Raw genomic sequence first — 26,288 nt, 5'->3', positions numbered from 1 at the left:
CCGTCACTCCACACGGCAGCCAGGAAGCCGACAGAGGCCCATATACATGTCGACGAACTCCCGCTCCATCTTTTGCCGCTGACCGTCCGTCAGCCGGTCGGGGTGCGCGGTGCACTGCGCGGCGACCGCCCGCCCCTCCGCACAAGCGGCCTCGACGCCTTGACGGCTCCTGCACCCGCGGGCCGTCCTGACGCGAGTGCGGGTGCGTGAGCGTGATCCGCTGCGCTCCGCGTGGCCGTACTCATGCGTGCGCTCCCCCCTCCGCGCCCTGCCCCCGCCACGGGCGTACCAGGACCACCAGGCACAGGGCGGCGCAGAGCAGGGAACCCAGCATGGTGGCCGCCATCGGCATGGCGCTGTCGGTGCCGAACGCGCCGACGAGCGGTGAGGCGAGGGCGCCGAACAGGAACTGGATCCCGCCGAGCAGCGCGGACGCGGCTCCGGACGCCTCCCGCCCGAGGGACTGACCCAGGCTCATGCCGGCCGGGAAGATGCCGCCGATACCGAAAGCGGCGAAGAACAGGGTGACCCAGGTGCCGGCCAGGCTGCCCCCGACCGAGACAAGAAGGAGCACCTGGACCACTACGGCGGCCACCGCGACCCCCACCGAGGCGCTGAGCAGCGTTCCCATCGTCAGTCGCCGCGCGAGCACACCGAACACCGCACCGGCGAGCAGCATGCCGCACGCGTTCACCGCGAAGATCGTGCTGTAGAGCCCTGCGGAGGTGCCGTACACCTCCTGGAAGACGAAACTGGAGCCGGCTATGCAGGCGAAGAGCGCGGCGGCGGCGAACGCCAGGGTGAGCGTGCAGCCGAGGAAGCCACGGTGGCCGAGCAGCCGGCCCATGGCGTGGAAGGTGCCGGCCACCCCGCCCTGGTGGCGCCGTTCCGGCGGAAGGGACTCGGGGACTCCGGGCAGGATCGCCAGGAAGAGCAGGGCCCCGAAGACCGCGAGCGCCACGAAGGTGGCACGCCAGCCTCCCGCGGACAGCAGGGCGCCGCCGATCACCGGCGCCACGACCGGCGCCACGCTCAGCACCATGGTCAACAGCGAGAAGTAGCGCGGCAGTTCGGGACCGTGGAAGCGGTCGGTGAGGACCGCGCGGGCCAGCACCATCCCCGCGGCACCCGCGATGCCCTCCAGGAAGCGGGCGGCGACCAGCATCTCGATGGTCGGGGCGAAGGCGCACACCAGCGACAGCACGGCGAACAGCGCTGCGCCGGGGACCAGCAGCCGACGGCGGCCGAGGCCGTCGCTGAGCGGACCGATGACCAGTTGGCCGATGACCAGCCCGGCCAGGAAGGAGGTCATGGACAGCTGCACGGCCGAGTCGCTCGCGTGCAGCGTGCGGCCCATCTCCGGGAAGCCGGGAACGTACATGTCGGTCGCGAGCGGCGCGATCGCGGTCAGGGCGCCGAGAAGGGCGATCAGCACACCGGCCCGTCGTTGCGGGGCCTCTGCGGCCGACGCCGTGGCCACGTGTCCGGAAGTCGTGGTGGGTACCATGGACCGCACAGTAAACTATTTGTCTACCGGTTAACAATTGGCGGAATCAATGACTCCCCCGTCGGCCCCCGAGGACTTCCGCGCCATGTGGACGGCAGCACGCCCCGACCTCGACACCTCCCCCATGGACGTCGTAGGCCCCGTGAAGCGCATCGAGGCGCTGCTGACCACCGCCCTGGAGCCGCTGTACGAGGGCGCCCCGCTGACCGCGCCCGAGCTCGACGCCCTCGTGCAACTCCGGCACGCCCAGGGCCCGGTGATCGCCCGTCGGCTCGCCGAGACCCTGGGCTGCTCCCGCGCGGCCGTCAGCAAGACACTGGCCAAGCTGGAGAAGCGCGGCTTCGTCGAGCGCCGTCCGAGCCCCGCGGACCGCCGCGCCGCCCTGGTCACCGTCACACCAGCGGGGTGCGACGCGATCGACACCATGTTCCCCCGACAGCTGGCGGCCGAGGCCGAACTGCTCGACAGCCTCGGCACGGACCGCGACCGGGTAGTGGAGGCGCTGAACCTGCTGGAAAAGATCCTTCAGCAGCGGGTGGTGAGGCAACGCGCCTGACGCCCACCCCAGGCCCGGCGCACGGTCCGCGCACACGGTCGGGCACGCCGCCGTACGGCGTACGCGGACGGGCAACCCGCCCGCACGCGAGTCGCGCACAGTCGCGGGACATGCCGACGGACCGGCCCGTCCGGCGCCGGGCGCACCGAAACGCCATGCAGCCGGACGGCCAACCGCGGGACCGCCGTCCAACTGCTCGCCGGTCCGCCGAAGCGGCAGCCGGCCGTCATCAGGCGGGTGTGGCGGCATGCCGACGGCTCTCGGCCCGCCGACCGGCCGCTCACTCCCTCCACGCTGAACTCACGGCCTGTCGCCCCGCGCACGTCAGGCGCCGGCACGAAGCCGTTCGATGTCGTCGAGGACTCTGGCGGCGGCGAGGGGTCCGGCCGCGCTGCTCCACACGTCTCCGTCGACCACGTCGACGTTCCCCGCCTTCACCGCCTTCAGGCGCGCGAAGGCCGGCTGCGCCTCGGCCGCGGCCAAGGCCTTCTCACCGTCGGCGTTGAGGGTGGTGAGGTAGATGCGGTCGGCGTCGATCTCGCCCAGGTTCTCCAGGCTGAGCGGGTCGGTGTGCGGCTTGCCCGTGAAGGCCGCGGCGGGCGAGGTCCGGTCGCCGGTCCGCTTCAGCAGGCGGCCCGACATCAGGGTGGACGACAGGACCACCGGGCCGTTGGGCATCCAGCGGATGACGACCGCAGTTCCGGTGCCGTCGGCGGAGCGCCGGTCGGCGATGCCCTTGGCGCGCTGCTCGATGCCGGTGAGGAGCCGCTCCGCTTCGGCCTCCTTGCCGAGCGCGGCGGCGACGGTGCGGGTCTCGCTCTCCCAGGCGCCGAAGCGCGCGGGCTCGGGCACGACCGTCGGCGCGATGGCCTTGAGCGCGTCGTACTGCTCCCGTGGCGTGTTGGCGGCGGCGACGATGAGGTCGGGCCGGGCGGCGGCGACGGCTTCCAGGTTGGTCTCCGCGACGGTGCCGACGAGGGCGATGCCCGGCACCTTTCCGGCCAGGTAGGGCGATACGGCATCACCGCCCCGACTGGACAGTGTGCCGACCGGTTCGACGCCCAGGGCGAGGGCGCTGTCCAGTGCCGTGTCACCCAGCGCGACCACCCGTCCGGGATCGGCCGGAACCTCGACGGTGCCGTACGCGGTGCGCACGGTGGTCGACTCCGCGTCCTCGCCCACCGCTCCGGTCGGGGTCGGCGATCCAGCCGCGCAGGCGGTGAGCAGGGCCAGGGGGGCGGCGGCAAGGACGGCGGCGAACCGGCGACGCGGCAAAGAGGGCAGCGGACGGCGCATGGTCACTCCCGGTGAGGTGAGGCAGGTGATATAAACCTCTGAGACAGAGGTATGGTTAGGCCAACCTAAGCACATGCGCCTCCTTGGGCGCGAACAGCCGTCGGAGGTCAGCCACGTGCTCGTCGGGAACCACGAGCGGTCCATCACCAGCGGCGCCGCGCCCCCGGCTGCGGCACCAACAGACCGACTCCCCGCCCGCCGCATGGCAGCGGGCGTCGCCGTGCCGGTCGCCCTGCTGGCCCTGACCGGCGCTGCCTCGCTGCTGATCGGCAGCGGCGAAGTGGGGCCGGTCCGCTCATGGCGTGAGGTGCCCGGCGGTGCCCGGGACCCGGAGGCGGCGTTCGCCGTGTGGCACCTGCGCGGGCCCCGCACCCTCGTGGCCATGGTCGTCGGCGCGGCGCTGGGCACGGCCGGAGCGGCTCTCCAGGCGGTCGCGCGCAACCCACTCGCCGAGCCGGGCCTGCTCGGTGTCAGCGCGGGCGCCTCGACGGGCGTCGTCCTGGTGATCGCGCTCGGCGGCAGTGCGGCCACGCTCGGCCCGTACGCCGCCGTACTCGGGGCTCTTCTCGGCTGCCTCGCCGCGGTCGGGGCCGCGCGGCTGCGGGGCGTCGGCGACGACCCCCTGCGGCTCGTCCTGGCCGGCGCCGCGCTCAGCGGCCTGCTCGGGTCCCTGACCTCCGTGCTGCTGCTGGTGGACAACCGCACCGCCGACGAGGTGCGGTTCTGGACGGTGGGAGGTGTCGCCGGGCGGGACCTCGGCGCGTTGGCCGACGTGGCCCCCGCGCTGCTGCTCGGCGCGGTGCTCCTGCTGCTGGTGGCCCGCCCTCTCTCCGCAATGGCCCTCGGGGAGCCGGCGGCCGCCGGACTGGGCCACCGGCCGCGCCGCGCCCGCCTCACCGCCGTCGTGGCGGTGGCTCTGCTGGTGGGCGGTGCCACGGCGGTCGCCGGGCCGATCGGTTTCGTGGGTCTCGTCGTGCCGTTCGCGGCACGGGCGCTGGTCGGGCCGGACCTGCGCCGGGTACTCGTCCCGTCGCTGCTGCTCGGGCCCGTCGTCGTCGTGGCCGCCGATGTCGTCTCCCGATTGCTGGTACGTCCGTACGAGATGCCTCTCGGCGTGGTCACCGCGCTGATCGGCGCCCCCGTGCTCGTCGTCGTGGCGCGTGCCCGACGGGTGCCGGCGCTGTGACCGCCACCGCCGCCCCAGAGGCACCCCGAGGCACTTTTCTGCTACGCGCCGGGGGTATGTCCCTACTGCTGCGTCCGCGAGCGGCCCTCGGGGGCGCCGTTCTCGCCGGCGCGGTGCTCGTCGCCGTCGCCACCGCCCTCGCCGTCGGCACCGTGCCCATGAGTCCGCTGCGCTCCCTGCCCGCGCTGGCCGGGGCCGGGGACCCGGCCGACATCCTCGTGGTGCAGCGGCTGCGGGGGCCGCGGCTGGTGGCCGGGCTGCTCGTCGGTGCCGCCCTCGGTGCCTCCGGCTGCCTGATGCAGACCCTTGCACGCAACCGGCTCGCCACCCCCGGCACCGTGGGCATCGACGACGGCGCCACCGCCTTCGCGGTCGCCTCCGTCGTGGGCGCCTCCACCTCGCTCGCCCCCTCCGCGATGGCCCTCGCCGGCGCCGCCACCGCCGCGGCACTGGCCCTCGGCCTGGCGGGCGGAGCGGGCACCTCCGGCTACCGCTTCGTCGTCGTCGGACTCGGCGTGGGCGCGGTGCTCGGCGCGGTCACCAGCCTGCTGCTGGTCCGCGCGCCGATCGACGCCGCCAACGCCGCGTTCCCGTGGACGGTCGGCACGCTCAACACGCGCCCCGCCGCAGCCGTGACCCTGCTCGGTTACGGCCTCGCCGGGTGTCTGCCGCTCGCGCTGCTGATCGGGCGGCGGCTCTCTGTGCTGCGCCTGAGCGACTCGGTGGCGGCCGGACTCGGCGTGCGGGTGCGTGCGGTACGGCTGGCCGCGCTCGCGGTCGCGGTCGTGTGCGCGGGGCTCGCGGTCGCCGTCGGCGGTCCACTCGGCATGGTCGCCCTGCTGGCTCCCGAGGCCGCCCGCCGCGTCTGCGGACCGTACGGCGTCCCCGTGCTCGGCAGCGCGCTCGCCGGGGCGGCGCTCGTCCTCCTCGCCGACACCGCCGGACGCACGCTCGCCGCCCCCGTCGAAGTCCCGGCCGGGCTCGTCACCGCCGTCATCGGCGGCCCCTACCTGCTCTGGCTCCTGCTCACCTCACGTCCACGGAGACTGCCGTGACCCCACCCGCCACGCCCCCGTCCGCGCAGGCCGCTGACCCGTCGGCCGTCCTGCGCGCCGACGGCGTCACCCTCGCCCACGGGCAGGCGATCGCCGTGGACACCATACGGCTCGCTCCCCCACCCGGCCGCCTCACCGCCGTCGTCGGCCCGAACGGCTGCGGCAAGAGCACGCTCCTTGCCGGGCTGAGCCGACTGCACCGACCCGCGGGCGGCACGGTCCTGCTCGACGGCCGGGACCTGGCCCGGCTGCCCGCCCGGGAGGCCGCCCGCCGCATCGGCCTGCTGCCCCAGTCGGCCCAGGCCCCCGACGGACTGACCGTCGCCGACCTGGTCCGGTTCGGCCGCCAGCCGCACCAGGGCCTGCTGCGGCAGTGGTCCCCACAGGACCAGCAGGCCGTCGACCGCGCGCTCACCGCCACCGGCATGACGGCCCTCGCCGGCCGCCTCCTGGAAACCTTGTCCGGCGGACAGCGGCAACGCGCCTGGATCGCCTTGACGGTCGCCCAGGAGACAGCAGTCCTGCTACTGGACGAGCCCACGTCCGCACTGGACCTCGGTCACCAACTCGAAGTCTTCGAACTGCTCCGGGAACTGGCCGCCGCCGGCCGGACGGTCGTGGTCGTCGTGCACGACCTCATGCTCGCCTGCCGCTACGCCGACCATCTCGTCGCCATGAAGGCCGGACGCATGGTCGCCGAAGGCGCCCCACGAGAGGTCGTCACACCCGAGCTGATCCGCCGCCTCTACGGCGTGGAGGCCGGCGTGCTTCGCGACCCCGACACCGACCGCCCGCTGGTCGTGCCCCGCGGACTCGCCCCATGAACGATGTCACCGCCCGGGTCGCCTTCCCCTGTCCCCGTCAGCCTCGTCGGCTTCGTCGGCTTCCTCGGCTTCGTCGGCTTCCTCGGCTTCCTCGGCTTCGTCGAGAACTTCCAGCAGCCGACGCAGCGCGGGCATCGCCGTCTCGAGCGCCCGGCGATCGGCCTCGTCCAGGCGCAGCAGCGCCGCCGACAGCACCTCGTCCCCGGCCGCCACCCAGGCTGCCAGGCGGGCCACCGACTCCTCGGTCAAGTACAGCCGCGCGGCCCGCCGGTCCGAACGGTCGCGGGCACGCCTGAGCAGCCCGGCGCGTACCAGGTCGCCCACGATGGTCGACACCGTGTTCGGCGCCAGCTGCAGCCGCTCGGCCACCGCCCGCGTCCCGATCCCCGGATGCGCCTCGACCATGCGCAGCACCTCGATCTGCGCATCGGGCAGCCGCTCCTGCGACGCCTCTCGGCGCAGGGCCCGCCGGGCGACCCGGGACACGGCCCCGAGCAACGGCAGCTGCCGCACCAGCCCCAGCACCTCAACCCGCTCATGCCCCGGCCCGATCACAGGCCCACCCACCGGCCGGGCCGCGTCACGACGCCGGGCACACCAGGACACCAACGGACAGGAAGAGCGACATGACCACGCACGAGACGACTCTACGGTCCCACGCCGACGTGCCCACCCTGCGGGGCGAGCGCTGGCGCAAGCAGCTCGCCTCCCACCTCGGCCGCAAGTGCGAGGTCGTACACGACGGCGACACGGTCACGCTGATGCTCGCGGGCGGCTCCTGCGCTTTGACGCACGACGACACCACCCTGCACCTGGCCGCCGCAGGGCCGGACGAGAACGCCCTGACCGAGGTCCAGCAGGTCATCGCCGTACACCTCCAACGGTTCGCCGCCGACGAGGGACTCCGGGTCACCTGGAACCGCGCCTGACCACACCCCGCACCGACGAGAGCGGCCATCGCCCGGATCAGTGGCCGGATCCGACAGTCGCCGCAGAGGACCGCCAGGGCGAGAGGAGCTCGACCCTGCGGTCCGCGGGGAATCCCACCGCTTGCTGCCGGCCAGGCGCTCCCACAACTCCCGTGCAGGGCCGCCCCTCGTTCATCGGCGCCGGTCATCGGCCCGAAGAGCGAGGCGAGAGCCCTCATCGTCGATCAAGATCCGGACCATTCCCGGGCCAACGACTCCGACGAGCTGCCCATGGTCGCTCTGTGCGCAGGTCAGCGATGCGTTGCCGCTGTACCGCCAGCAGACGAAGAACCTGCTCGTCAGCTACGCCCCCCAAGAAGCTCGGCTTCTTCTGACCGGCACCCGCCCCGGGCGCGTCGAGCTGACACCGGCCGCCGACGACCTGGTGCGGCGGCCGACCGACACGGTTCGGTGGTGTCCACCAGTCCGGGGGCTGCTTCGACAGCAGCCCCCCGATGGGCTACCCGCGCGGCACGTTCCGGGTCGGGGCCGCGGACGCCCTCCTGAGGGAGCGCCTGCCCGTCACCACGCTGGTGCTCGCGGAGTGCGGGCGCCGTCCGGGCCGTAGCCGAATCGGATCAGTATCTGCGGATGGCAACGCTTGTGTCGCGTGGGGGCTGTTGCGGCACGCAGGTCGGGCCATTCCATGGCCTGGTGCAGGAGTGACGTGCGCAGCCCGTGGGCGGTCGCTCTGAGGAGGACGTACTGCAGGGCCTGTCCGGCCCGCAGCCATTCCTCCCGCCGGTCGTGGGACGTCCACAGCAGGGCCAGCTGGACGTGGCGTTCGAACCACAGGGCGGGCAGGCGGAGGGCGGGCAGTGCGCGGGTGAAGTCCCGCACCGGCATCCGCCCGGCCGCGTCGGGCGGGCCGAGGGCGGTGATCGGTATGCCGTAGGAGGCATCCGTGCCCGGTGCGGAGATCCAGGTGAGGGTTTCCGCGGTACGGGCCGGGTGGACCTGGTTGCGTGCCTCCGCCGCGGCCGTCAGACGCAGCAGCCGCCGCGTTCCGGCGATGTCCGGTACGTGCAGGCGGGCGCCGGCGGCATGCGCGGCCGACGCCAGCTCCGCCATGATCGGCTCGGGCACCGGGCGGCCGGTGAACGGCATCCGGCTCGAGTGCCGCCGCGCGATGGCCGCATGGAGATCAGGGTCCGACGGCTGCTCGTCCGCGCCGAGGGGACCGGTCAGTCGTACGGCGGCCAGCAGTCCGGGGGCGTGGGGGTCCGGCAGCAGTTTCACCTCGGGGCGCCAGCCGTGGTGGACGGCGGCGAGCCGGAGGTTGAAGACCGCGGCGCCCACGGACAGGTACTGGGCGCGGTGCGTCGGGTCGGTCAGCGGCAGTGTTCGCTCCGGCGCCGAGTGGACCTCCAGCACCTGGCTGTCGGGGTTCAGGCGGAAGCGCCAGGGCTGTGTGTTGTGGATCGACGGGGCCGCCACGGCGGCCGCCAGGAGCGACTCCACGGTGGCCACGTCCAGGAGGGCTTGGGTGCGCATGATGGCTTCTCTTCCTTTCTTCGTCGTGGCCGCTGGTCAGGTGGTGGGCAGGGCGGTGGCAAGCAGGACGACGCCGAGTGAGCCGACGAGGGAGACGACCGCCAGGGCCCGGGCCAGGTCGGCGCGGCCCTTGGCGTGGGCGATGCCGTGTCCGGCCGCGGCGAGCATCACCACCACGAAGAGGGCGAGCTTGGTCGCCAGCGTGCGGCCGTAGCCGGGTTCGGCGAGCGAGGCCCAGGTGACCCCCCTGTGCCACGCCATGGCCCAGCCGGTCGCCAGCTGCACAGGCAGGAACACCGCTCCGGTCAGCATCCCGAAGCGGCGGCCGGCCGCGGCTGTGAAGCGGTCCTTGGCCTCGGGGGCGAGCAGGTGGCGGGCCAGCGGAAGGATCACCAGGGAGAGCGCCAGTTGGCCACCGACCCACAGGGCGGCACCGGCCACGTGCGCGAACCGCACCAGGGACCACCAGCCGACGGTGTCCACTACTTGCTCACCTCCACCATGCCGTGCGCACCTGCTTCGGCGTGGCGCATGTCGTGGTCGACGAAGGCGTAGTGGCCGGCCTCGGGGAACGTCGTCTCGACGAAGCCGCCCTGTGCCGGGGCCAGGTCCAGTACCTGGGCGCCGCCCGGTTGGTTCGGTTCGAGGAGGTAGGCGCCTTCCTTGTACACGGTGTCGAAGACGGTGCCGACGACGTGGAAGGCGATGCCGTCGCCGGGTCCGGCGGCGACCACCCAGAAGCGGGCCCGCTCACCGGCCCTCACCTTCAGGGGCTGCTGGGCGTACTGGTTGGCGACGCCGTTGAACACCCAGGCGTCCGGGGTGCCTGCACGCATCTTCGTCACCTGCGCGGTGCTGCCCGGGGTGCCGAGGTAGAGCTCGGAGGAGACCAGTACGTACTCGTGGTCCACCTTCGCGAGGCCCGGCGGGTCGATGACGACGGCGCCGTACATGCCGTTGCCGATGTGCTGGAGCATCGGTTTGGTGCTGCAGTGGTACAGCCATGCTCCGGCCTTCTCGGCACGGAAGCGGTAGACCAGGCGCTCGCCGGGCTGGATGGTGCGCATGGGCCGGTCGGGGGCGAGAGAGCCGGCGTGGAAGTCGATGCCGTGGCCCATGCCGTGGTCGTCGTTGACGAGGGTGACCTCGAAGACGTCGCCGACCTTGCCGTGCAGGGTGGGGCCCGGTGCGGTGCCGCCGAAGGTCCACATCTGCTGCTTGACGCCCGGGGCGACCTCGACCGTGGTGTGCGCGGCGTGCAGTTCGACCTTGTGGACCGTCCCGCCGGGTGCGGGGGTCAGGTCGGCGTCACGTGACTGCCAGCCGGTGGAGAAGTCGGCGGAGAGGTCCAGGCCGCCGCCGTCGGCGGCCGACTCGTGCCCCTCGTGTGCGCTGCTGTCCGTCGCCGTGTCGTCGTTCTCGCCGTTCTCGTCCTTCTCGTCCTTCTCGTCCTTCACGACGATGTCCATGGTCATCCCGGCCGCCTTGTGGCCCGGCAGGGTGCACCACGCCTCGCGGTTCTTGGCGACCGGTCCGAGGTCGAGGACTCGGGTGTCGCCCTGGGCGAGCATCGGGGTGGCGGGACCGTCCTCGACCTTGAGGTCGTGGCGCTGTGCGTCGTTGTTGGTGACCTTCAGCCGCACTGCGGTGCCTGCGGCCACCTCGATGCGGGCCGGGCGGATGCGCATGTCGGCCAGGGTGACGTCGACCGTGCGGGTGGTCCCGGCGCCCACGCCCGACGTCCCGGCGGCGCTCGTCCCGCCGCTCGTCTCCCCGCCGCTGTTGGCCACGAGCACGGCCAGCACGGTCAGGAGGGCGCCCGCGGCGGTGCCCCACAGGGCCGGGCGCCGTGACACGCCGGCCTTGTCCGCGTCCGGCGTCAGCCTCCGGCCGCTGTGGACGAGCACGGGCACCGCGAGGGCGAGGAACGCGGCCCCGGCCAGCGCGGCCAGCAGCACGCCGGTCGTGGCGGCCGGGCCGGGCAGCGGGAGTGCCGCCAGCGCGACACCGGTGTTGAGCGCCACCAGCCGTGTCAGCCAGCCACGCTCCAGCACCGCCCGCACGGCGGCGCGGTCCTTCGGGCCGCTGCTGAGGACGACCGGGAGCAGATAGGTGAGGGCGCCGATCAGGATCTGGGCGACGAAGCCGATGAGCAGTACCGGGAGCAGGGCGTCGATCCCGGTCTGTGCCGCCGCGAGCGGCCGGGTGACCAGCCATGCGAGATCTGCCGCGACCGCGATCAGCAGCCAGCAGGTGGCCGCGGCGAGCATCCAGGCCGCCGCCGCGGAGACGGGCCGGTTGCCGCGTACGGTGCGGACCAGCAGGTTGACGGCCAGGGCCACTCCCGCCGCGTAGAGGGTGAGGCCCGCCGCAGCGGGCCAGCGCCGGCCGAGAGCCAGTGCGGCGACCGTCACCAGCAGTCCACTGCCGGTGAGCCACAGCACCCACCGGGACACCTTCGTGGTGCGGTCCTTCATCCGTACGCCCAGCACGGTCGGCCACAGCATGAACAGCGTGCCCAGGACGGGCAGCCCGATCCAGCCGAGCAGCGTGACGTGGACGTGGGCCAGGCGCAGCCCGGCGTACCGGTCGGGGCCGCCAGCACCGCCGGTGGCCAGCATCCAGCCGAGGAGGGCACCGGCGATCAGGGCAGCCGTGGCCGCCCGGTAGTAGGAGACGATCGGCTTGAGCCGTCCGCCGAGCGCGCCCCGCCCGAGGCGGAGCAGCATCACCAGGTGCGCGGCGGCCGCGACCACCAGCAACGCGGCGGAGACTGCGGTCAGCACGGGCTGTACGGTCCACACTCCGATGAGGAGCCCGGCCACGGCGAGGTTCGCCGTCGCGAGCCGGGCGGCACTCCATCGTGCGTCGGGGATCTTCGCGTGCAGCAGGGCGACGGCGAAGTGCTCGCTCCAGATCAGGATGGCGGTGGTGACCGCGCCGAGCAGGAACATGTGCACGGCGAGCCAGCGCGCCACCGGCAGCGACTCCTGCGCCGCGACCGCCGGCAGGGCAAGGCCCAGCCACCCCACGACCAGGACGTGGGCGCGCAGATGACGGGCCTTCACACCGGACGCCCTGAATCTGTTGGGGTACTTGGAGGGCCCGCTCGCGTCGTCCTTGCCGGGCCCGCTCACGTCGCCGGTCCCGGGAGGCCCACTGGCGATGCTGGTCATGCCACTCCTTGGTGCTTGGCCGAACTCTCGCCCCGGTTCTCGAGGGACGCGCTGTGCCGAGGGATCGGCCCGTCCTCCGCGCCGACGCCGCCGGACAGCAGCGCGGCCAGTTCCCGCTGGTGGGGGAAGGAGCCGGGGGCGTAGCCGCACCAGGGCTCCTCGGCGTACGGGTCGCCGGTGACGCCGTATGCGCGCGATCGCGAGCCGCCGCAGACGCGGCGGAACTCGCACCGGCCGCATCGGCCGCCCAGCCGGTCGGGGTCTCTGAGCCCGGTGAACAGCTCGGAGTCGCGGTAGATCTCCGTCAGCGGTGTCTCGCGCACGCTTCCGGCACCCAACGGCAGGAAGCCGCTGGGATGCACGCTGCCGGTGTGGGAGACGAAGACGAAGCCGCGGGCCGCGTTGACGTCCAGGGGCGGTCGCCTGGCCCGGCGCGCTGCGGCGTCCAGGCCCAGCTCGGCCACCCGATCGCGCAACTCCCGGTACAGAGAACCGAGTCCGAGTACCGCCACGTGGTCGTCGCCGGTGGCGGCGAGGACCTGGCGCTGCAGGGCGACGCGGCGGAAGTGGTGGGCCTCGGTGGTCTTCGCCGGCACGGTCAGACCCACGTCGTGGACGAAGTTGAGGACATCCTCCACCTCGGCCGAGGTCAGTGCGCCAAGGGCGCGGCCACGTCCCGTGGGCACCAGGAAGAAGGCACTCCACAGCATCGCGCCGTGCTCGGCCACCAGGCGGACGATGTCGGGGAGGTCATGCAGGTTGTGCCGGGTGACCGTGGTGTTGATCTGCACCTTCATGCCCATCGCGCGGGCCGCGTCCCACGCGTCCAGAGTCCACCGGAACACGCCGGGCACGCCGCGGAACCCGTCGTGCAGTTCGGCGGTGGATCCGTCCAGGCTGAGGGAGAGCCCGACCGCACCCGCGGTGTGCACCTCCCGCAGCCGCTCCGGGGTGAGCGTGGGGGTGCCGGAGGGCGATACGGCGACCCGTACGCCCACCTCCTTCCCGTACGCGATCAGCTCCGTCAGGTCGGGACGCTGGAACGGGTCGCCGCCGGTGATCACGAAGATCGGGGCGGGCTGCCCGAAGGCGGCCACCTGGTCCAGCAGGTCCTTGGCCGCGCTGGTGTCCAGCTCCCGCGGATCGCGGTTCGGCACGGCCTCCGCTCGGCAGTGCAGGCAGGCCAGCGGGCAGGCACGGGTGGACTCCCAGATCACGATGAACGGCCGGTCCGCGACGTTCTGGTGCTGCCGTCGGATCGCGCGGGCGCCGCTCACCGGGCCCTCCGGCCTCGGCTCGTACGGATCGTTCGTCCGGCCACCCGGGAGTCAGGGCAGACGAGGCGGGCGGCCGGACGGTGACCGACCCGGCCCGTGCGCAGCATCCGTGACGGGGGACGGCAGCGGAGTCGGCCGCACGGATGCTGGTTGCAGTAGTACACGGGATACCTCCGGATCGTTCGCTGATCAGCATGCGCCGCCGCCCCGGGCCGGCGCGGCGGCCGATCAGTCCCTCGCCGGTGGGCCGACGGGCCCTGGGTCCGACCGTCGCGCCAGGGCCGAACGGCCCGTCCGAACGCACGCGGTGCTCCAGGCGCACGGCCCCTGAGCCAGTCGTCTGCACGCAGCGCGGTTACCGTGATCGCGGCGGGGCTGACCGAGGGGGATGCCGCATGACCGGTGGTCAGGAGCAGCGCGTATCCGCGCCCAGGGTTCTCGCGGTGGCCATCAGGGCCGCTCCGGCACCGGTCAGCAGGGCACCGAGGCCCATGACCAGGGTGGTGAGGTGCCATGCCTGGTAGGCGGAGAGCAGAGAACCGCGCAGGGTCTGGCCCATGAACGCGGTCTGGCGCAGTTTGGAGAGCTTCTCGTCGTCGCCTCCGGCGGCGTGCAGCTCGGTGGTGATCTCGGCGTAGGTGCGGCCGCCGGTGGCATGGGCGAGATTGCCCTTGATGAACTCGGCGTAGGCATGCGCTTCGGGGCCGGTTTCCACGCGTCGGCCGGCGTAGGCGGCGAGGTCGGCAGGCAGCCCGTGATGGGGGAAGGTGATCTTCTGAGCGGCCAGCTCGGTGCGGATCTCCTTTCTGCCGCTGCGACCACGCAGCACCATGACCGGGCCGGCGACGCCCAGGGTTGTGGCGACCGCGGCGATCAGGGTGCCGGCGCGACGGTGCGATGCGTCCATGATGTGTTGTCCTTCTTTCCTTGAGGTGGGGCTTCGGGTCAGCGGTGGCTGAGCCTCAACCGCCAGGTCGCGGGGCCGCGTTCCAGGTACTCCACGGCGAAGGTGCCGGGGCTGCGCTGTTCGATCTGCGCGAGCAGCGGCAGCGGGTCGTGCGGCGCGACCAGCACCATCGCGGTGCCGGCCGGGACGGCGTCCAGGGCTCCGAAGACCGTGGCGTGGCGCAGGGCGTGCGGAACCTCCCGCACATCCAGTTCGGGCTCGGCCGTCTCCTCCGCGCCGCCGCAACCGCAGACTCCGCCGCAGCCGCCGCTCTCCTCGATCTGCCCTTCTTGCATGTCCTGTCCTTCCTGGGTGTCGTGGTGGTCTTGGGCGCTGTTGCTGCCCGTGTCGTTCGCAAGCCGGTGGTGCATGTCCGTCAGTAGCGAGGCCAGGGAAACTTCCGGCGTCATGGCGAGCAGCGGCAGTACGAGGCCGTTCTCCTTGGCCATGTGTTCTTCGAAGAGCACCTGCAGGGCCCGGGCGTCCGCCGCCGCGCCCGCCGGGCCGGGTGCGGCACGCAGGGCGTCGACGAGCGCGGTGAGGCAGCGGTGTTCGCCGATGAGGCTCTCGATGAGCAGGCGGGCCTCGGGCACGCCGTGGGCTGCGGGGTAGAGCGCGGCCTCCTCGGCTGCGGCGTGCGGCAGCAGCGAGCGGTCGCAGAAGGCCACGAGCCCGGTGTGGATCTTCTCCGCGGTGCTCGGGTCGCGGTCCACGGCGGTGAGCAGCATCCTCACCCGTCCGGCCAGCTCCCCGGCCAGGCGGGCGTGATGTGCCTCGGCGGCCTGGAGGGCTGTGGCGTCCTCGGGGGCCGAGGCGAGGGTGAGCACGCTCATGACGGTGCCTCCAGCAGGTGTCACGGTCGGCTCGGCCGACCGGTGCGGGTGGGTATGACATCCCGGGGCATTCCGGGGCCTCCCGGGGCCTGCTGGGGCCTGCCGGGGCCTGCCGGGAGTCGACGCCGGGAAGAGGGATGCCGCGTCCGGCCGCGAGGGGCGGCCGGACGCGCGACCGAACCGGGCGCCACGCGCCGTACGCGCTACACCTGCGGCGGCCGGGGACGGGGGATTCGGCCACCTGGCAGGCACGGAATGCGGTCGTACGGATGGGCGTCTGCGGTTCGATCAATGCCAAGCATGCAACGCCGGCCGCACCGACTCCCCGGCCGACCGGACCTCACCGCAGGGACCATTGGGCCCTATTGCGGCCGGCCATGTGGGGCCGGAAGGCCGGCCGTCAGGGACCGCCGGCCCCAGGTGGGGGACGTGGTGCGCCGCATAGCGTTCCGGGTCATGGAGAACGATCAGAACGCACGGCAGCGGGAGTCGCGCACCGGTGAAGGGTGGCCGCTGGCCGCCCGTCGGCTGCTGACGCGCCGTGAGGTGTCCGCCGACGGACGTGCCGTTTTCGGCACGGGCGATCAGCAGTGGGAGGGCTTCTACCGGGACCGGTGGGCCCACGACAAGGTGGTGCGCTCCACGCACGGCGTGAACTGCACCGGCTCGTGCTCGTGGATGGTGTACGTCAAGGACGGCATCATCACCTGGGAGCACCAGGCCACCGACTACCCGTCCATCGGCGCGGACTGCCCCGAGTACGAGCCGCGCGGCTGCCCGCGCGGGGCGTCGTTCTCCTGGTACACCTACTCCCCCAGCCGGGTCCGCTACCCGTACGTCCGCGGCACGCTGCTCAAGCTGTGGCGCGAGGCCCGCAAGCGGCTGGGCGACCCGGTGGCCGCGTGGGCCGAGATCACGTCCGACCCGGCGAAGGCCCGCGCCTACAAGCGGGCTCGCGGCAAGGGTGGCCTGGTGCGCGCCGACTGGGACGAGGTGAGCGAACTGATCGCCGCCGCCCAGGTGCACACCGTCAAGACGTACGGCCCCGACCGCGTCGCGGGCTTCTCTCCGATCCCGGCGATGTCGATGGCGTCGTTCGCGGCGGGGGCACGGTTCCACTCGCTGATCGGCGGCACGCTGCTGTCGTTCTACGACTGGTACGCCGATCTGCCGATCGCCTCGCCGCAGGTCTTCGGCGACCAGACGGATGTGCCGGAGGCGGCGGACTGGTGGAACGCCGGCTATCTGATCATGTGGGGCTCCAACATCCCGGTGACCCGCACGCCGGACGCGCACTTCCTGACCGAGACCCGCTACAACGGCACCAAGGTCGTCGCGGTGAGTCCCGACTACGCCGACAACGTCAAGCACGCCGACGAGTGGCTCGCCCCCCACCCCGGTACGGACGGGGCGCTGGCGATGGCCATGGGGCACGTGATCCTGCGCGAGTTCCTGGTCGACCGCGAAGTGCCGTACTTCCAGGACTACCTGCGGAAGTTCACCGACGCGCCGTTCCTGGTGACCTTGCGCGAGCACGAACACGGTCTCGTCCCGGACGGGTTCCTCACGGCGGCCGACCTCGGCCGGGAGGAGGGGACCGAAGAGAACGCGGAGTTCAAGACCGTCCTTCTGGACCGGGCCACCGGCGAACCGGTGGTCCCCGGCGGCTCGCTCGGCTTCCGGTGGGGGGAGGCCGGGCGAGGCCGCTGGAACCTCGAACTGGGCGATGTCGTCCCGGAGTTGAGCCTGCTGGAGCGGGCCGAGGAGAGCGTCGGGATCGCGCTGCCCCGGTTCGACGAGGGCGACACCGAGGGCGGTTCGGTCATGGTCCGGGGCGTTCCGGTCCGCCGGATCGGCGGGCGGCTCGTGACCACTGTCTTCGACCTGATGCTGGCGCAGTACGGGGTGGAGCGGCCGGGTCTGCCGGGCAGCTGGCCGTCGTCGTACGAGGACGCGTCCGAGCCGTACACCCCGGCCTGGCAGGAGACCATCACCTCCGTGCCCGCCGAGCAGGCGGCCCGGATCGCCCGGGAGTTCGCCCGCAACGCCGAGCGCACCCAGGGCCGTTCGATGATCGCGCTGGGTGCCGGCACCAACCACTGGTTCCACTCCGACACCATCTACCGCGCCTTCCTGGCCCTGACCACCATGACCGGCTGCCAGGGCGTCAACGGCGGCGGCTGGGCGCACTACGTCGGCCAGGAGAAGGTCCGCCCCGTCACCGGACAGCAGCACCTCTCCTTCGCCTTCGACTGGCAGCGGCCCACCCGGCACATGGCGGGCACCTCCTACTGGTACCTGAACTCCGACCAGTGGCGCTACGAGGCGTTCGGCCCCGAGGAGCTGGCCTCCCCGCTGGGGAAGGGGAGGTTCCAGGGCAAGGGCTTCGCGGACTGCCTGGCGCAGGCCGTGCGGCTGGGCTGGACCCCGGGGCATCCCGGCTTCAACCGCAACCCCCTCGACCTGACCGACGAGGCGAGGGCTCAAGGGCGTGAGGTCGCCGAGCACATCGTCGACGAACTGAAGTCCGGGCGGCTGCGGTTCGCCGCCGAGGACCCCGACGACCCGGCCAACTTCCCCCGCGTACTGACCGTGTGGCGGGCCAACCTGCTGGGCTCCTCCGGCAAGGGCAACGAGTACTTCCTGCGGCACCTGCTGGGCACCGACGCGGCCGTCCGCTCGGAGGAGACCCCGCCCGAGCACCGGCCGAAGGACGTGGTGTGGCGGGAGGAGGCCCCCGAGGGCAAGCTCGACCTGCTGGTCACCATGGACTTCCGGATGACGTCCACCGGCCTCCTCGCCGACGTCGTCCTGCCGGCCGCGACCTGGTACGAGAAGGACGACCTGTCGTCGACCGACATGCACCCCTTCGTGCACGCCTTCACCCCGGCCATCGCCCCGCCCTGGCAGGCCCGCACCGACTACGACACCTTCCTCACGATCGCCGACAAGTTCAGCGAACTGGCAGCCGATCACCTGGGCACCCGCACCGACGTCCTCGCCGTGCCGCTGCTGCACGACACCCCCGACGAACTCGCCCAGCCCGGTGGGGTCGTACGGGACTGGAAGACCGGCGAGTGCGAGCCGGTCCCGGGCCGGACCATGCCCAAGCTGGTCGTCATCGAACGGGACTACGGGGCGGTCGCGCAGAAGATGCGCGCGGTCGGCCCGCTCCTGGACAAGCTGGGCACCACGACCAAGGGTGTCTCCGTCCAGGTGGGCCCGGAGATCGACGACCTCCGGCGCCGCAACGGCACCGTCAGGGACGGAGTCGCCGCCGGACGGCCCTCGCTCGCCACCGCGAGCAACATGTGCGACGCGATCCTCGCCCTGTCCGGCACCACCAACGGACGCCTGGCCACCGAGGGGTTCCGCGCACTGGAGCAGCAGACCGGCAGCGAGGGCCTGGTGGAACTCGCCTCCGAGCGCGAGGCGGAGCGGATCACCTTCGCCGACACCCGCACCCAGCCCCGCTCGGTGATGACGTCGTACGAGTGGTCGGGCAGCGAGACCGGTGGGCGTCGCTACTCACCGTTCGTCATCAACACCGAGCACAAGAAGCCCTGGCACACCCTCACCGGCCGTCAGCACTTCTTCGTCCAGCACGACTGGATCGCCGAACTCGGCGAGCAACTCCCCGCCTACCGGCCCCCGTTGAACACCCCTCGGCACTACAGCGACGAGCACCTGCGCGACAAGGACCGGGCGGAGGTCACCGTCCGATATCTGACCCCGCACTCCAAGTGGTCCATCCACTCCAACTACCAGGACAACAAGTACATGCTCGACCTGTCCCGTGGCGGACCCACGATCTGGATGTCCTTGGAGGACGCCGAGAAGATCGGCGTGAAGGACAACGAGTGGATCGAGGCGTACAACCGCAACGGCGTCGTCGCCGCCCGGGCGGTGGTCACCCACCGCATGCCTGAGGGCACCGTGTACATGTACCACGCCCAGGACCGCAACGTGAACGTCCCGAAGACCGAGGTCAGCGGCAGGCGCGGCGGCATCCACAACTCGCTCACCAGGCTGCTGCTCAAGCCCACCCACCTCGCGGGCGGCTACGCCCAGTTCACCTACGCCTTCAACTACTACGGCCCGACCGGCAACCAGCGCGACGAGGTCACCGTCATCCGCCGTCGCTCGCAGGATGTGGAGTACTGACATGCGCGTGATGGCCCAGATCGCGATGGTCATGAACCTCGACAAGTGCATCGGCTGCCACACCTGCTCGGTCACCTGCAAGCAGACGTGGACCAACCGCACCGGCGTCGAGTACGCCTGGTTCAACAACGTCGAGACCAAGCCCGGCGTCGGCTACCCCCGCCGCTACGAGGACCAGGAGCAGTGGAAGGGCGGCTGGATGCTCGACAAGCGCGGACGTCTCGTCCTGCGCTCCGGCGGGAGGATCAAGCGGCTGCTGTCCCTCTTCTCCAACCCCGACCTGCCGTCCATCGAGGACTACTACGAGCCGGTCACCTACGACTACGACAACCTCGTCAGCGCCCCTGCCCAGAAGGACATCCCCGTCGCCCGCCCCCGTTCCGTCCTCACCGGCAAACCCACGGCCATCACCTGGGGCGCCAACTGGGAGGACGGCCTGGGCGGCGCGCCCGAACACGCCGGCGGTGACCCCAACCTGAGCGGGGAATGGGCCGAGAAGGTCAAGTTCGAGTTCGAGCAGACCTTCCTCTTCCACCTGCCGCGGCTGTGCGAGCACTGCCTCAACCCGGCCTGCGTCTCCGCCTGCCCCTCCGGGGCGATGTACAAGCGTGTCGAGGACGGCATCGTCCTCGTCGACCAGGACCGCTGCCGCGGCTGGCGGATGTGCGTCACGGCGTGCCCGTACAAGAAGGTGTACGTCAACCACGCCACCGGCAAGGCCGAGAAGTGCACCTTCTGCTTCCCCCGCATCGAGGCCGGCCAGCCCACCGTCTGCTCCGAGACCTGCGTCGGCCGCCTGCGCTACCTCGGCCTGTTGCTGTACGACGCCGACCGCGTCGGCGAGGCCGCCGCCACCCCTGACGAGCACGACCTGCTGGACGCCCAGCGCGGTGTCTTCCTCGACCCGCACGACCCCGAAGTCCGTGCGGCCGCACGGGAATCGGGCATCCCCGAGGACTGGCTGGACGCCGCCCGCCGCTCCCCCGTGTACGACCTCGTCATGCGCTACAGGGTGGCGCTCCCGCTCCACCCGGAGTACCGGACGATGCCGATGGTCTGGTACGTGCCCCCGCTCTCCCCCGTCCTCGACGCCGTCGACGCGGCGGGCGGCAACCAGGACGACCCCGACCACGTCTTCGCCGCCGTCACCCGACTGCGCATCCCCCTGGAGTACCTGGCGGAACTGTTCACCGCCGGGGACACCGACGTGGTCGCCGGGGTGCTGATGAAGCTCACCGCGCTCCGCTCGTACATGCGCGAACGCACCCTCGGCGAGGACGGCGACGAGGCCGTACTCAAGGCTGTCGGCCTCACCACCCGCGAGGCGGAGGACCTGCACCGCCTCCTCGCCGTCGCCAAGTACCAGGACCGCTACGTCGTCCCCGCCGCCCACAAGGAGGACGCCGCCGCGCTCACCGCGATGGAGAACCGCTGCCCGGTCGAGACGTCCGGCGACACCGAGCCCCGCAAGATCATGCTCGGCATCCCCACCCTGCGCCGCAACACCAATGCCGGAGGCCGTCCGTGAGCCCGCTGCCCTCCCCCAGTGCCGAACGCCTGGGGGGACCCCCATCGATTCCCGCCCTCGTCCGCGCCCGCGTCCGGGCAGCCGTACGCCGCCCGTCCCGGCTCACACCCGAGGAGACGGCGGGCCGAGCGCTGACACTGCGGCTCGTATCGCTGCTCCTGCAGTACCCCGACGCCGAACTGACCACAGCTCGGGCGGAGTTGACGACCGTGGTGGAGGCCCTGCCGGTCACGCCCGCGGCGGAACACCTCGCCCGGTTCACCGGCTGGTTCGCCGCACAGGATCCCGAGGCACTGGAGCGGCACTACGTCGAGATGTTCGACCTGCGCCGCAAGAGCAGCCTCTACCTCACCTACTACCTGCACGGCGACACCCGCCGCCGGGGCATGGCCCTGCTCACCCTCAACCAGCGCTACCGGGCCGCCGGCTGGGACACCGACGGCGGAGAACTCCCCGACCATCTCCCGGTCGTCCTGGAGTTCGCCGCCCTGGCGGGTCCGGGTGGCGGCGAGGCACCGCTGCGCCGGCATCGGCGCGGGCTGGAGCTGATCCACCGGGCGCTGACCGACGCCGACTCCCCCTACGGGCACGTCCTTGCCGCGCTGCTCACCCTGCTGCCGCCGCCCACCGAGGCCGACCGCGCGGCGGTGGCCCAGCTCGTCGCCGAGGGCCCGCCGAACGAGGAGGTCGGCCTCGACCCCTACGGGACGTACGGGGAGGGGGAGTTCGCTCCTCCCGGCACCTTCGTGCCGCCGCTGCCCGCCCCGCCGACCCATGTGCCGCCCGCTCCGACCAGCCGTACGGAAGGCCCCCGATGAACACCGCGCGCTCCCCCTTGGCCGCCTCGGCGAGCGGCGCCGATCTGCTCCTGTGGGTCGCCGTCCCCTACATCTGCCTCGCCGTGTTCGCCGTCGGGCACGTCTGGCGCTACCGGCAGGACCAGTTCGGCTGGACCTCCCGTACCACCCAGCTCCTCGAACACCGCTGGTTGCGCTGGGGCAGCCCCCTGTTCCATCTCGGCGCCTTCATGGTGATCGCCGGGCATGTCGTGGGACTCGCCATCCCCGACTCGTGGACCGAGGCCGTCGGCATCACCGAGCACGCCTACCACACCACGGCCGTCTGGGCCGGCTCGGTCGCGGGCGTCGCCATGGTCGCGGGACTGGGCATGCTGTGCGCCCGCCGACTGCTGACCCGCCGGATCCGGCTGGGCACCGACCGCAGCGACAAGTTCCTCTTCCCCCTGCTGTCCGCCACCGTCCTGCTGGGCATCACCGCCACCGCCGCCCACAACGTGTTCGGAGCCGGCTACGACTACCGCTCCACCGTCTCCGTCTGGTTCCGCGGCCTGTTCGTGCTCCAGCCCCATCCGGAGGCGATCGCCGGGGCACCGCTGCTGTTCCAGCTCCACGCCCTGACCGCCTTCCTGCTCTTCGCGGCCTGGCCGTTCACCCGGCTGGTGCACGTGTGGAGCGCCCCGATCGGGTACCTGGCCCGGCCGTACCTGGTCTACCGGCGGCGGACCGCGGCGGTGGCAGCCCCGACGGCAGGCGGCCGGACCCGGTCGGCCTCGGGCTCCCGGCGAGCCGCATGAGGCACGGACCCGCGCGGGCGCCGGACGCCACGAGCGCCCGGCGCCCGCAGGCAGTGGCCGCGAGCCGCCGCACGGGTTGGGTGATGGTCCTCACCGGGACCGTCGGCTGGCTCGCCTCCTTCCAGCTCACCGTGGACGACTGGCGGCTGCTGCGCGACCCCGCCCACCAGCCGCCCTGCAACATCAGCCCCGTCGTGAGCTGCGGCAGCGTCATGTCCAGTCCGCAGGGCAGTCTGTTCGGCTTCCCCAACATGTTGCTGGGTCTGGGCGCCTTTGCCGCCGTGACCGCCCTGGGCGTCGCCGTGCTCTCCGGGGCGCGCCTGCACCGCCGGCTGTGGCTCGGGCTGGACGCCGGGGCGCTGGTGGGGGTGGTGTTCGCGCACTGGCTGATCGGACAGTCGCTCTACGAGCTCAACAAGCTCTGCCCCTACTGCGCCGCCGTCTGGGGCGTCACGATCGCCCTTTTCTGGTACGTCACCCTGCACTGCCTGGAACGGGGAATCGTCCCCGTGCCCCGGGGCGTGCTCTACGTCGTCCGGGACACGCACTGGATGCTCCTCGGCGCCTGGTACGGGATCATCGTGCTGCTCGTCCTCACCCGCTTCTGGCCCTACTGGAGCAGCCTGGTCTGACCGGCCGGCGCACTCCGCACAAGCCGCTCAGGGGCCCCTGCCTCACCGGCGAAGCAACCATTTCCTGGCGCGACCCGGCACCACGGGATCAAACATCACTCACGGGATGAAACGCCGTGACAGCGCCGCCTCTCACGGGCGAGGCGACGTTGCGGACTTCCCGCAGGCCGGGATGGTGCCGTCGCAAGCGGCTCTCCAGGCGTTGCTGAAGCGTGAACCAGGAAGCGGGGCAGCCGTCGCAAGTGCCGCCGAGGCGGACGGTGACGACGCCGTCGTGTACGTCGACGAGGTCGATCGTGCCGCCGTGGGATCGGGCGAAGTCACCCACTTCCCCGGCGAGGACCTCTCGTGCCGCGCGGTGCAGCAACGTGTCGTCGTGGCCCTGATCGGTGCCGACGGCCGGGATCCATCCAGAGGGGTCGTCGAGGGCGGCGTGGAGTGCGGTGCGGACCCGGGCTCCCTCTTCGGTCCAGGTGTGGCCCGGACCGAGAAGGGTGACGACAGCCGCGGGTTCCAGCATGATCTGCGCGAGGGTGCCGTCGGCCATCAGCGTGGCCAGCGGGGCGGGTACCTCGGCGAGCGGGCCGGTGCCGGTGAGGGTTCCGGCGGGGATGATCCAGCGGAGCCGGTCGGGATGGCCGGCGACTGGCTGGGGGTGCATGGGAATCATCGGGTCGGCTCACCCGCCCAGCAGGACGGTGGCCGTTCGGGCCAGGTAGGCCATCAGCCAGGCCAGGACGGTGAGGTAGGTGAAGGCGATCGTCGGCCATCTCCAGGTGCCGGTCTCCCGGCGCAGGACCGCCACCGTGGCCATGCACTGCAGTGCGTACACGAAGTAGACCAGCAGCGCGGCGATGGTGGGCGCCGTGAACACCACTTCCCCGGCACGCGGCCCGTCAGAGTAGGTCATGCTCGCCAGCGCCTGCGCGGGCTGGTCGGGGTCCTCGGCGGCGGCGACCTGTCCGAGGGTGGCGACGAAGGTTTCCCGGGCGCCCTGGGCCGACAGCACACCGACGTTGATGCGCCAGTCGAAGCCCAGCGGGTCGAAGACGGGGGCGACCAGGCGGCCCAGGCCGGCGGCGTAGCTGTGGTCGACGCTGTAGGCGGACACCGCGACGGAGTCGGAGGCGTCGACGCCCGCCGCGCGCAGCTGCGCGTCCGTGTGCAACGGCAGGTTGAGCAGCAGCCACAGCACGACGCTGGTGGCGACGATGACGGTCGTGCACTTGCGCAGGAAGGCGCGCGCGGAGGACCACATCGCCACCAGCACCGCGCGCGGGGCGGGCAGCCGGTAGGGCGGCAGCTCCATGAAGAACGGCATCGCCTGTCCGTGGCGGTCGCCGAGCCTCTTGAACACCCAGGCGGCCGGCATTGCCGAGACCGCGCCCAGCAGGTACAGGCCGAACATGACCAGGCCCTGGGCGCCGAACGGGCCGACTCCGGCTGAGGGGTCGACCAGCAGGCCGATGAGCAGCACGTAGACCGGCAGCCGCGCCGAGCAGGCCATCAGCGGGGCGGCCATCATGGTGGCCAGGCGGTCCCTGGCCGAGGGCAGGGTGCGGGTGGCCATGATGCCGGGGATCGCGCAGGCGAACGACGACAGCAGCGCCACGAAGGCCCGGCCCTCCAGGCCGAAGCGGGCCATCACCCGGTCCATCAGGAACGCCGCCCGCGCCATGTACCCCACCCCCTCCAACAGGGCCAGGAGCAGGAACAGCAGCACGATCTGCGGAACGAACACGAGCACGCCGCCGACACCGCCGATGAGGGCATCGCCCAGCAGCCCGGACAGCCACGGGTTGCCGACGTGGGCGTCCACCTGGCCCGACAGCCACCCGCCAAGCGATTCCACCCAGCCCTGCAACGGGGCGGCCAGGGTGAAGACGGTCTGGAAGAACAGCACCATCACCGTGAAGAACACCGCCGTCCCCCACACCGGATGCAGCAGCACCGCGTCCACGTGCTGGGTCATCCGATGGCGCTCAGGGGGCCGGTAGCCGGCGAAGGCCAGGACCGAGTCCGCCCAGGCGTCCCGCTCGCCCGGCTGCGTGGGCGGTGGCACGGCCGGTGCCTGCCAGGTGCGCCAGGTCGTGAGCTGCTCGCGCAGCTGCGCGATGCCCACCCCGCGGTGGCCGACCACAGGCAGCACCGGTACGCCGAGCGCCTGCGCCAACGCATCGACGCCCAATCGGCCCTGACGGCGCGCCAGTTCGTCGGTGAAGGTCACCACGACACAGGTCGGCAGCCCGCGGGCCAGGACCTGGGCGACGAACCCGAGGGAGCGCCGCAGCGTGGTGGCGTCCACGACGACCAGCAGCGCGTCCGGCCGGTCGGCGCCCTCGAGTCGTCCGTCCAGTACGTCGACGGTGATCTGCTCGTCCGGGCTGATCGGCTCCAGGCTGTAGGTACCCGGCAGGTCCTCGACCATGTGCCGGTGGCGGCCCGTCCGGGCCGTCCCGACGAAGCGGGACACGGTCACGCCGGGGTAGTTTCCGGTCTTGGCGCGCAGGCCCGTGAGGCCGTTGAAGACGCTGGTCTTGCCCGAGTTGGGTGCCCCGACCAGGGCGATCCGCGGCGCCTCCGTCAGGGTCGCGTCCGCGCCGCCGGCGTCGTGGCAGCCCGCGTTCACCGCTCCGCCTCGGTGACGTGCACGCACTCCGCCTGCGCCCGGCGCAGACACACCTCGTAGTCCCTGACCCGGTAGAGGACCGGTTCACGCAGGGGCGCCCGGCGTACCACCTCCACGACCGCTCCAGGAGTGAATCCGAGGTCGTGCAGTCGGCGGACAACAGCGGGTTCTCCGTCGTCGACGACCGCGATCACCACGACAGCCGTACCGGGTGCCAGGTCCGCCAAAGATCGCGGTGGGGCGTCGACGACGGTGGTCCCCCGGCCGTTTGCTTCCTCGAACACCCCGTCAGTGCCACTCATGTGTGTCTCCACGGCATTGCGCCGAGCACAACCGCCCAGCAAAAGATCACCAACAAGGTGAAGTTAGCCTTGCCTGTCCAGCGAAGACCTGGGGCTTGCGGCCCTCAGGCATGGGCCCCTTGGCCCTCGCAGCCGGGCCACACGGCCCAAGGGGCAAGCCGGCTGCCAGACGGGCAGGCGCACGTCAGGCCCGGGCACGGCGAGTCGCAAGACGTGCTCGGTGGCGCCGAGGTGAGGCAGGAGAAGGCCGCGCATCGCGCCGAGCGTGCCGAGGGCGCGTCCGGCCGCCCGGGACGGGTGGCAGGCGGCCGGACGGTGACC

Annotated in this window: 22 protein-coding genes; 10 read left to right on the top strand and 12 right to left on the bottom strand. The window is 72.3% G+C overall.

Features of this window, described 5'->3' with window-relative positions; translation table 11 throughout:
* Positions 1–241: 241 nt before the first annotated feature.
* On the bottom strand, positions 242–1,507 hold the full coding sequence (locus FNH04_RS03975; protein ID WP_152780320.1) for a multidrug effflux MFS transporter: 1,266 nt from the start codon (positions 1,505–1,507) through the stop codon (positions 242–244).
* 85 nt (positions 1,508–1,592) lie between these two features.
* Between FNH04_RS03975 and FNH04_RS03970 the strand changes: the two genes are divergently transcribed.
* Complete coding sequence (locus FNH04_RS03970) at positions 1,593–2,063, top strand: MarR family winged helix-turn-helix transcriptional regulator (RefSeq protein WP_228031095.1); 471 nt, start codon at positions 1,593–1,595, stop codon at positions 2,061–2,063.
* Between the two features lie 324 nt (positions 2,064–2,387).
* On the opposite strand, the gene FNH04_RS03965 is transcribed toward FNH04_RS03970, so the two are convergent.
* Positions 2,388–3,359, bottom strand: coding sequence for an ABC transporter substrate-binding protein (locus FNH04_RS03965; RefSeq protein ID WP_194236543.1), 972 nt, complete (start codon positions 3,357–3,359; stop codon positions 2,388–2,390).
* A 73-nt stretch (positions 3,360–3,432) separates the two neighbouring features.
* Between FNH04_RS03965 and FNH04_RS03960 the strand changes: the two genes are divergently transcribed.
* From FNH04_RS03960 to FNH04_RS03950, 3 genes are read left to right on the top strand one after another with little or no spacing between them, the layout of a single operon-like run.
* Entirely contained in the window at positions 3,433–4,545 is a 1,113-nt protein-coding gene (locus FNH04_RS03960) for a FecCD family ABC transporter permease (RefSeq protein ID WP_228031094.1), read from the top strand.
* Between the two features lie 56 nt (positions 4,546–4,601).
* Entirely contained in the window at positions 4,602–5,600 is a 999-nt protein-coding gene (locus FNH04_RS03955; protein WP_152780312.1) for a FecCD family ABC transporter permease, read from the top strand.
* Positions 5,597–6,424 (top strand): ABC transporter ATP-binding protein, encoded by an 828-nt coding sequence (locus FNH04_RS03950; protein WP_386573751.1) that lies wholly within the window; start codon positions 5,597–5,599, stop codon positions 6,422–6,424. The genes FNH04_RS03955 and FNH04_RS03950 overlap by 4 nt, the downstream gene beginning before the upstream one ends.
* Positions 6,425–6,430: 6 nt before the next feature.
* Here the strand turns inward: FNH04_RS03950 and FNH04_RS03945 are convergent, their stop codons facing one another.
* Positions 6,431–6,949 carry a MarR family winged helix-turn-helix transcriptional regulator gene (locus FNH04_RS03945; RefSeq protein ID WP_322722566.1) on the bottom strand — a complete coding sequence of 173 codons (519 nt, stop codon included), beginning with the start codon at positions 6,947–6,949 and terminating at the stop codon, positions 6,431–6,433.
* Positions 6,950–7,050: 101 nt separating this feature from the next.
* Here FNH04_RS03945 and FNH04_RS03940 point away from each other — a divergent pair, with 101 nt between their 5' ends.
* Positions 7,051–7,353 (top strand): DUF2218 domain-containing protein, encoded by a 303-nt coding sequence (locus tag FNH04_RS03940; protein WP_152780310.1) that lies wholly within the window; start codon positions 7,051–7,053, stop codon positions 7,351–7,353.
* Between the two features lie 561 nt (positions 7,354–7,914).
* Here the strand turns inward: FNH04_RS03940 and FNH04_RS47345 are convergent.
* From FNH04_RS47345 to FNH04_RS03905, 6 genes are all read right to left on the bottom strand, one after another.
* Positions 7,915–8,886 (bottom strand): Acg family FMN-binding oxidoreductase, encoded by a 972-nt coding sequence (locus FNH04_RS47345; RefSeq protein WP_152780308.1) that lies wholly within the window; start codon positions 8,884–8,886, stop codon positions 7,915–7,917.
* A gap of 36 nt (positions 8,887–8,922) precedes the next feature.
* Positions 8,923–9,369, bottom strand: a complete 447-nt coding sequence (locus tag FNH04_RS03925; RefSeq protein ID WP_322722565.1) for a hypothetical protein — start codon at positions 9,367–9,369, stop codon at positions 8,923–8,925.
* Positions 9,369–12,062 carry a multicopper oxidase domain-containing protein gene (locus FNH04_RS03920; RefSeq protein ID WP_152780307.1) on the bottom strand — a complete coding sequence of 898 codons (2,694 nt, stop codon included), beginning with the start codon at positions 12,060–12,062 and terminating at the stop codon, positions 9,369–9,371. Before FNH04_RS03920 ends, FNH04_RS03925 begins: the two co-directional genes overlap by 1 nt.
* Positions 12,059–13,339, bottom strand: a complete 1,281-nt coding sequence (locus FNH04_RS03915) for a TIGR04053 family radical SAM/SPASM domain-containing protein (RefSeq protein ID WP_322722564.1) — start codon at positions 13,337–13,339, stop codon at positions 12,059–12,061. The genes FNH04_RS03920 and FNH04_RS03915 overlap by 4 nt, the downstream gene beginning before the upstream one ends.
* Before the next feature lie 406 nt (positions 13,340–13,745).
* Entirely contained in the window at positions 13,746–14,246 is a 501-nt protein-coding gene (locus FNH04_RS03910; protein ID WP_152780305.1) for a hypothetical protein, read from the bottom strand.
* Positions 14,247–14,284: 38 nt separating this feature from the next.
* Positions 14,285–15,118: a DUF2249 domain-containing protein gene (locus FNH04_RS03905; RefSeq protein WP_152780303.1), complete on the bottom strand. Its 834-nt coding sequence runs from the start codon at positions 15,116–15,118 to the stop codon at positions 14,285–14,287.
* Positions 15,119–15,574: 456 nt separating this feature from the next.
* Here FNH04_RS03905 and FNH04_RS03900 point away from each other — a divergent pair, with 456 nt between their 5' ends.
* The 5 genes from FNH04_RS03900 to FNH04_RS03880 are packed head-to-tail and all read left to right on the top strand — an operon-like array spanning position 15,575 to position 23,036.
* The gene (locus tag FNH04_RS03900; protein ID WP_152780345.1) at positions 15,575–19,282 is read left to right on the top strand and encodes a nitrate reductase subunit alpha; all 3,708 of its coding nucleotides are present in this window, start codon (positions 15,575–15,577) and stop codon (positions 19,280–19,282) included.
* 1 nt (position 19,283) lies between these two features.
* Complete coding sequence (narH, locus tag FNH04_RS03895; RefSeq protein WP_194236542.1) at positions 19,284–20,810, top strand: nitrate reductase subunit beta; 1,527 nt, start codon at positions 19,284–19,286, stop codon at positions 20,808–20,810.
* Positions 20,807–21,628: a nitrate reductase molybdenum cofactor assembly chaperone gene (gene narJ, locus FNH04_RS03890; RefSeq protein ID WP_322722563.1), complete on the top strand. Its 822-nt coding sequence runs from the start codon at positions 20,807–20,809 to the stop codon at positions 21,626–21,628. The genes narH and narJ overlap by 4 nt, the downstream gene beginning before the upstream one ends.
* Positions 21,625–22,404, top strand: coding sequence for a respiratory nitrate reductase subunit gamma (gene narI, locus FNH04_RS03885; RefSeq protein WP_228031092.1), 780 nt, complete (start codon positions 21,625–21,627; stop codon positions 22,402–22,404). The genes narJ and narI overlap by 4 nt, the downstream gene beginning before the upstream one ends.
* Complete coding sequence (locus FNH04_RS03880) at positions 22,401–23,036, top strand: vitamin K epoxide reductase family protein (protein ID WP_228031090.1); 636 nt, start codon at positions 22,401–22,403, stop codon at positions 23,034–23,036. The genes narI and FNH04_RS03880 overlap by 4 nt, the downstream gene beginning before the upstream one ends.
* Positions 23,037–23,124: 88 nt before the next feature.
* On the opposite strand, the gene FNH04_RS03875 is transcribed toward FNH04_RS03880, so the two are convergent.
* Genes FNH04_RS03875 through FNH04_RS03865 form a run of 3 tightly spaced genes read right to left on the bottom strand, consistent with a single transcriptional unit; the run spans position 23,125 to position 25,967 of the window.
* On the bottom strand, positions 23,125–23,697 hold the full coding sequence (locus FNH04_RS03875) for a NifU family protein (RefSeq protein ID WP_228031089.1): 573 nt from the start codon (positions 23,695–23,697) through the stop codon (positions 23,125–23,127).
* Positions 23,698–23,715: 18 nt separating this feature from the next.
* Complete coding sequence (feoB, locus tag FNH04_RS03870) at positions 23,716–25,665, bottom strand: ferrous iron transporter B (protein ID WP_322722562.1); 1,950 nt, start codon at positions 25,663–25,665, stop codon at positions 23,716–23,718.
* Entirely contained in the window at positions 25,662–25,967 is a 306-nt protein-coding gene (locus FNH04_RS03865; protein ID WP_152780297.1) for a FeoA family protein, read from the bottom strand. Before FNH04_RS03865 ends, feoB begins: the two co-directional genes overlap by 4 nt.
* Between the last annotated feature and the right edge of the window lie 321 nt (positions 25,968–26,288).

Origin of the sequence: Streptomyces phyllanthi, assembly GCF_009377205.1 — a bacterium.
In the GTDB taxonomy this organism is placed as follows: Bacteria; Actinomycetota; Actinomycetes; order Streptomycetales; family Streptomycetaceae; genus Streptomyces; species Streptomyces phyllanthi.
The sequence above is the reverse complement of the archived record's forward strand: the minus strand, read 5'-3'. Positions and strand labels throughout refer to the sequence as shown.

Excerpts from the sequence above, each read along its gene's own strand:
- FNH04_RS03975 (WP_152780320.1), bottom strand. The coding sequence starts at position 1,507 with ATGGTACCCACCACGACTTCCGGACACGTGGCCACGGCGTCGGCCGCA.
- FNH04_RS03970 (WP_228031095.1), top strand. The coding sequence starts at position 1,593 with ATGTGGACGGCAGCACGCCCCGACCTCGACACCTCCCCCATGGACGTC.
- FNH04_RS03965 (WP_194236543.1), bottom strand. The coding sequence starts at position 3,359 with ATGCGCCGTCCGCTGCCCTCTTTGCCGCGTCGCCGGTTCGCCGCCGTC.
- FNH04_RS03960 (WP_228031094.1), top strand. The coding sequence starts at position 3,433 with ATGCGCCTCCTTGGGCGCGAACAGCCGTCGGAGGTCAGCCACGTGCTC.
- FNH04_RS03955 (WP_152780312.1), top strand. The coding sequence starts at position 4,602 with ATGTCCCTACTGCTGCGTCCGCGAGCGGCCCTCGGGGGCGCCGTTCTC.
- FNH04_RS03940 (WP_152780310.1), top strand. The coding sequence starts at position 7,051 with ATGACCACGCACGAGACGACTCTACGGTCCCACGCCGACGTGCCCACC.
- FNH04_RS47345 (WP_152780308.1), bottom strand. The coding sequence starts at position 8,886 with ATGCGCACCCAAGCCCTCCTGGACGTGGCCACCGTGGAGTCGCTCCTG.
- FNH04_RS03920 (WP_152780307.1), bottom strand. The coding sequence starts at position 12,062 with ATGACCAGCATCGCCAGTGGGCCTCCCGGGACCGGCGACGTGAGCGGG.
- FNH04_RS03910 (WP_152780305.1), bottom strand. The coding sequence starts at position 14,246 with ATGGACGCATCGCACCGTCGCGCCGGCACCCTGATCGCCGCGGTCGCC.
- FNH04_RS03905 (WP_152780303.1), bottom strand. The coding sequence starts at position 15,118 with ATGAGCGTGCTCACCCTCGCCTCGGCCCCCGAGGACGCCACAGCCCTC.
- FNH04_RS03900 (WP_152780345.1), top strand. The coding sequence starts at position 15,575 with ATGGAGAACGATCAGAACGCACGGCAGCGGGAGTCGCGCACCGGTGAA.
- narH (WP_194236542.1), top strand. The coding sequence starts at position 19,284 with ATGCGCGTGATGGCCCAGATCGCGATGGTCATGAACCTCGACAAGTGC.
- narI (WP_228031092.1), top strand. The coding sequence starts at position 21,625 with ATGAACACCGCGCGCTCCCCCTTGGCCGCCTCGGCGAGCGGCGCCGAT.
- FNH04_RS03880 (WP_228031090.1), top strand. The coding sequence starts at position 22,401 with ATGAGGCACGGACCCGCGCGGGCGCCGGACGCCACGAGCGCCCGGCGC.
- FNH04_RS03875 (WP_228031089.1), bottom strand. The coding sequence starts at position 23,697 with ATGCACCCCCAGCCAGTCGCCGGCCATCCCGACCGGCTCCGCTGGATC.
- FNH04_RS03865 (WP_152780297.1), bottom strand. The coding sequence starts at position 25,967 with ATGAGTGGCACTGACGGGGTGTTCGAGGAAGCAAACGGCCGGGGGACC.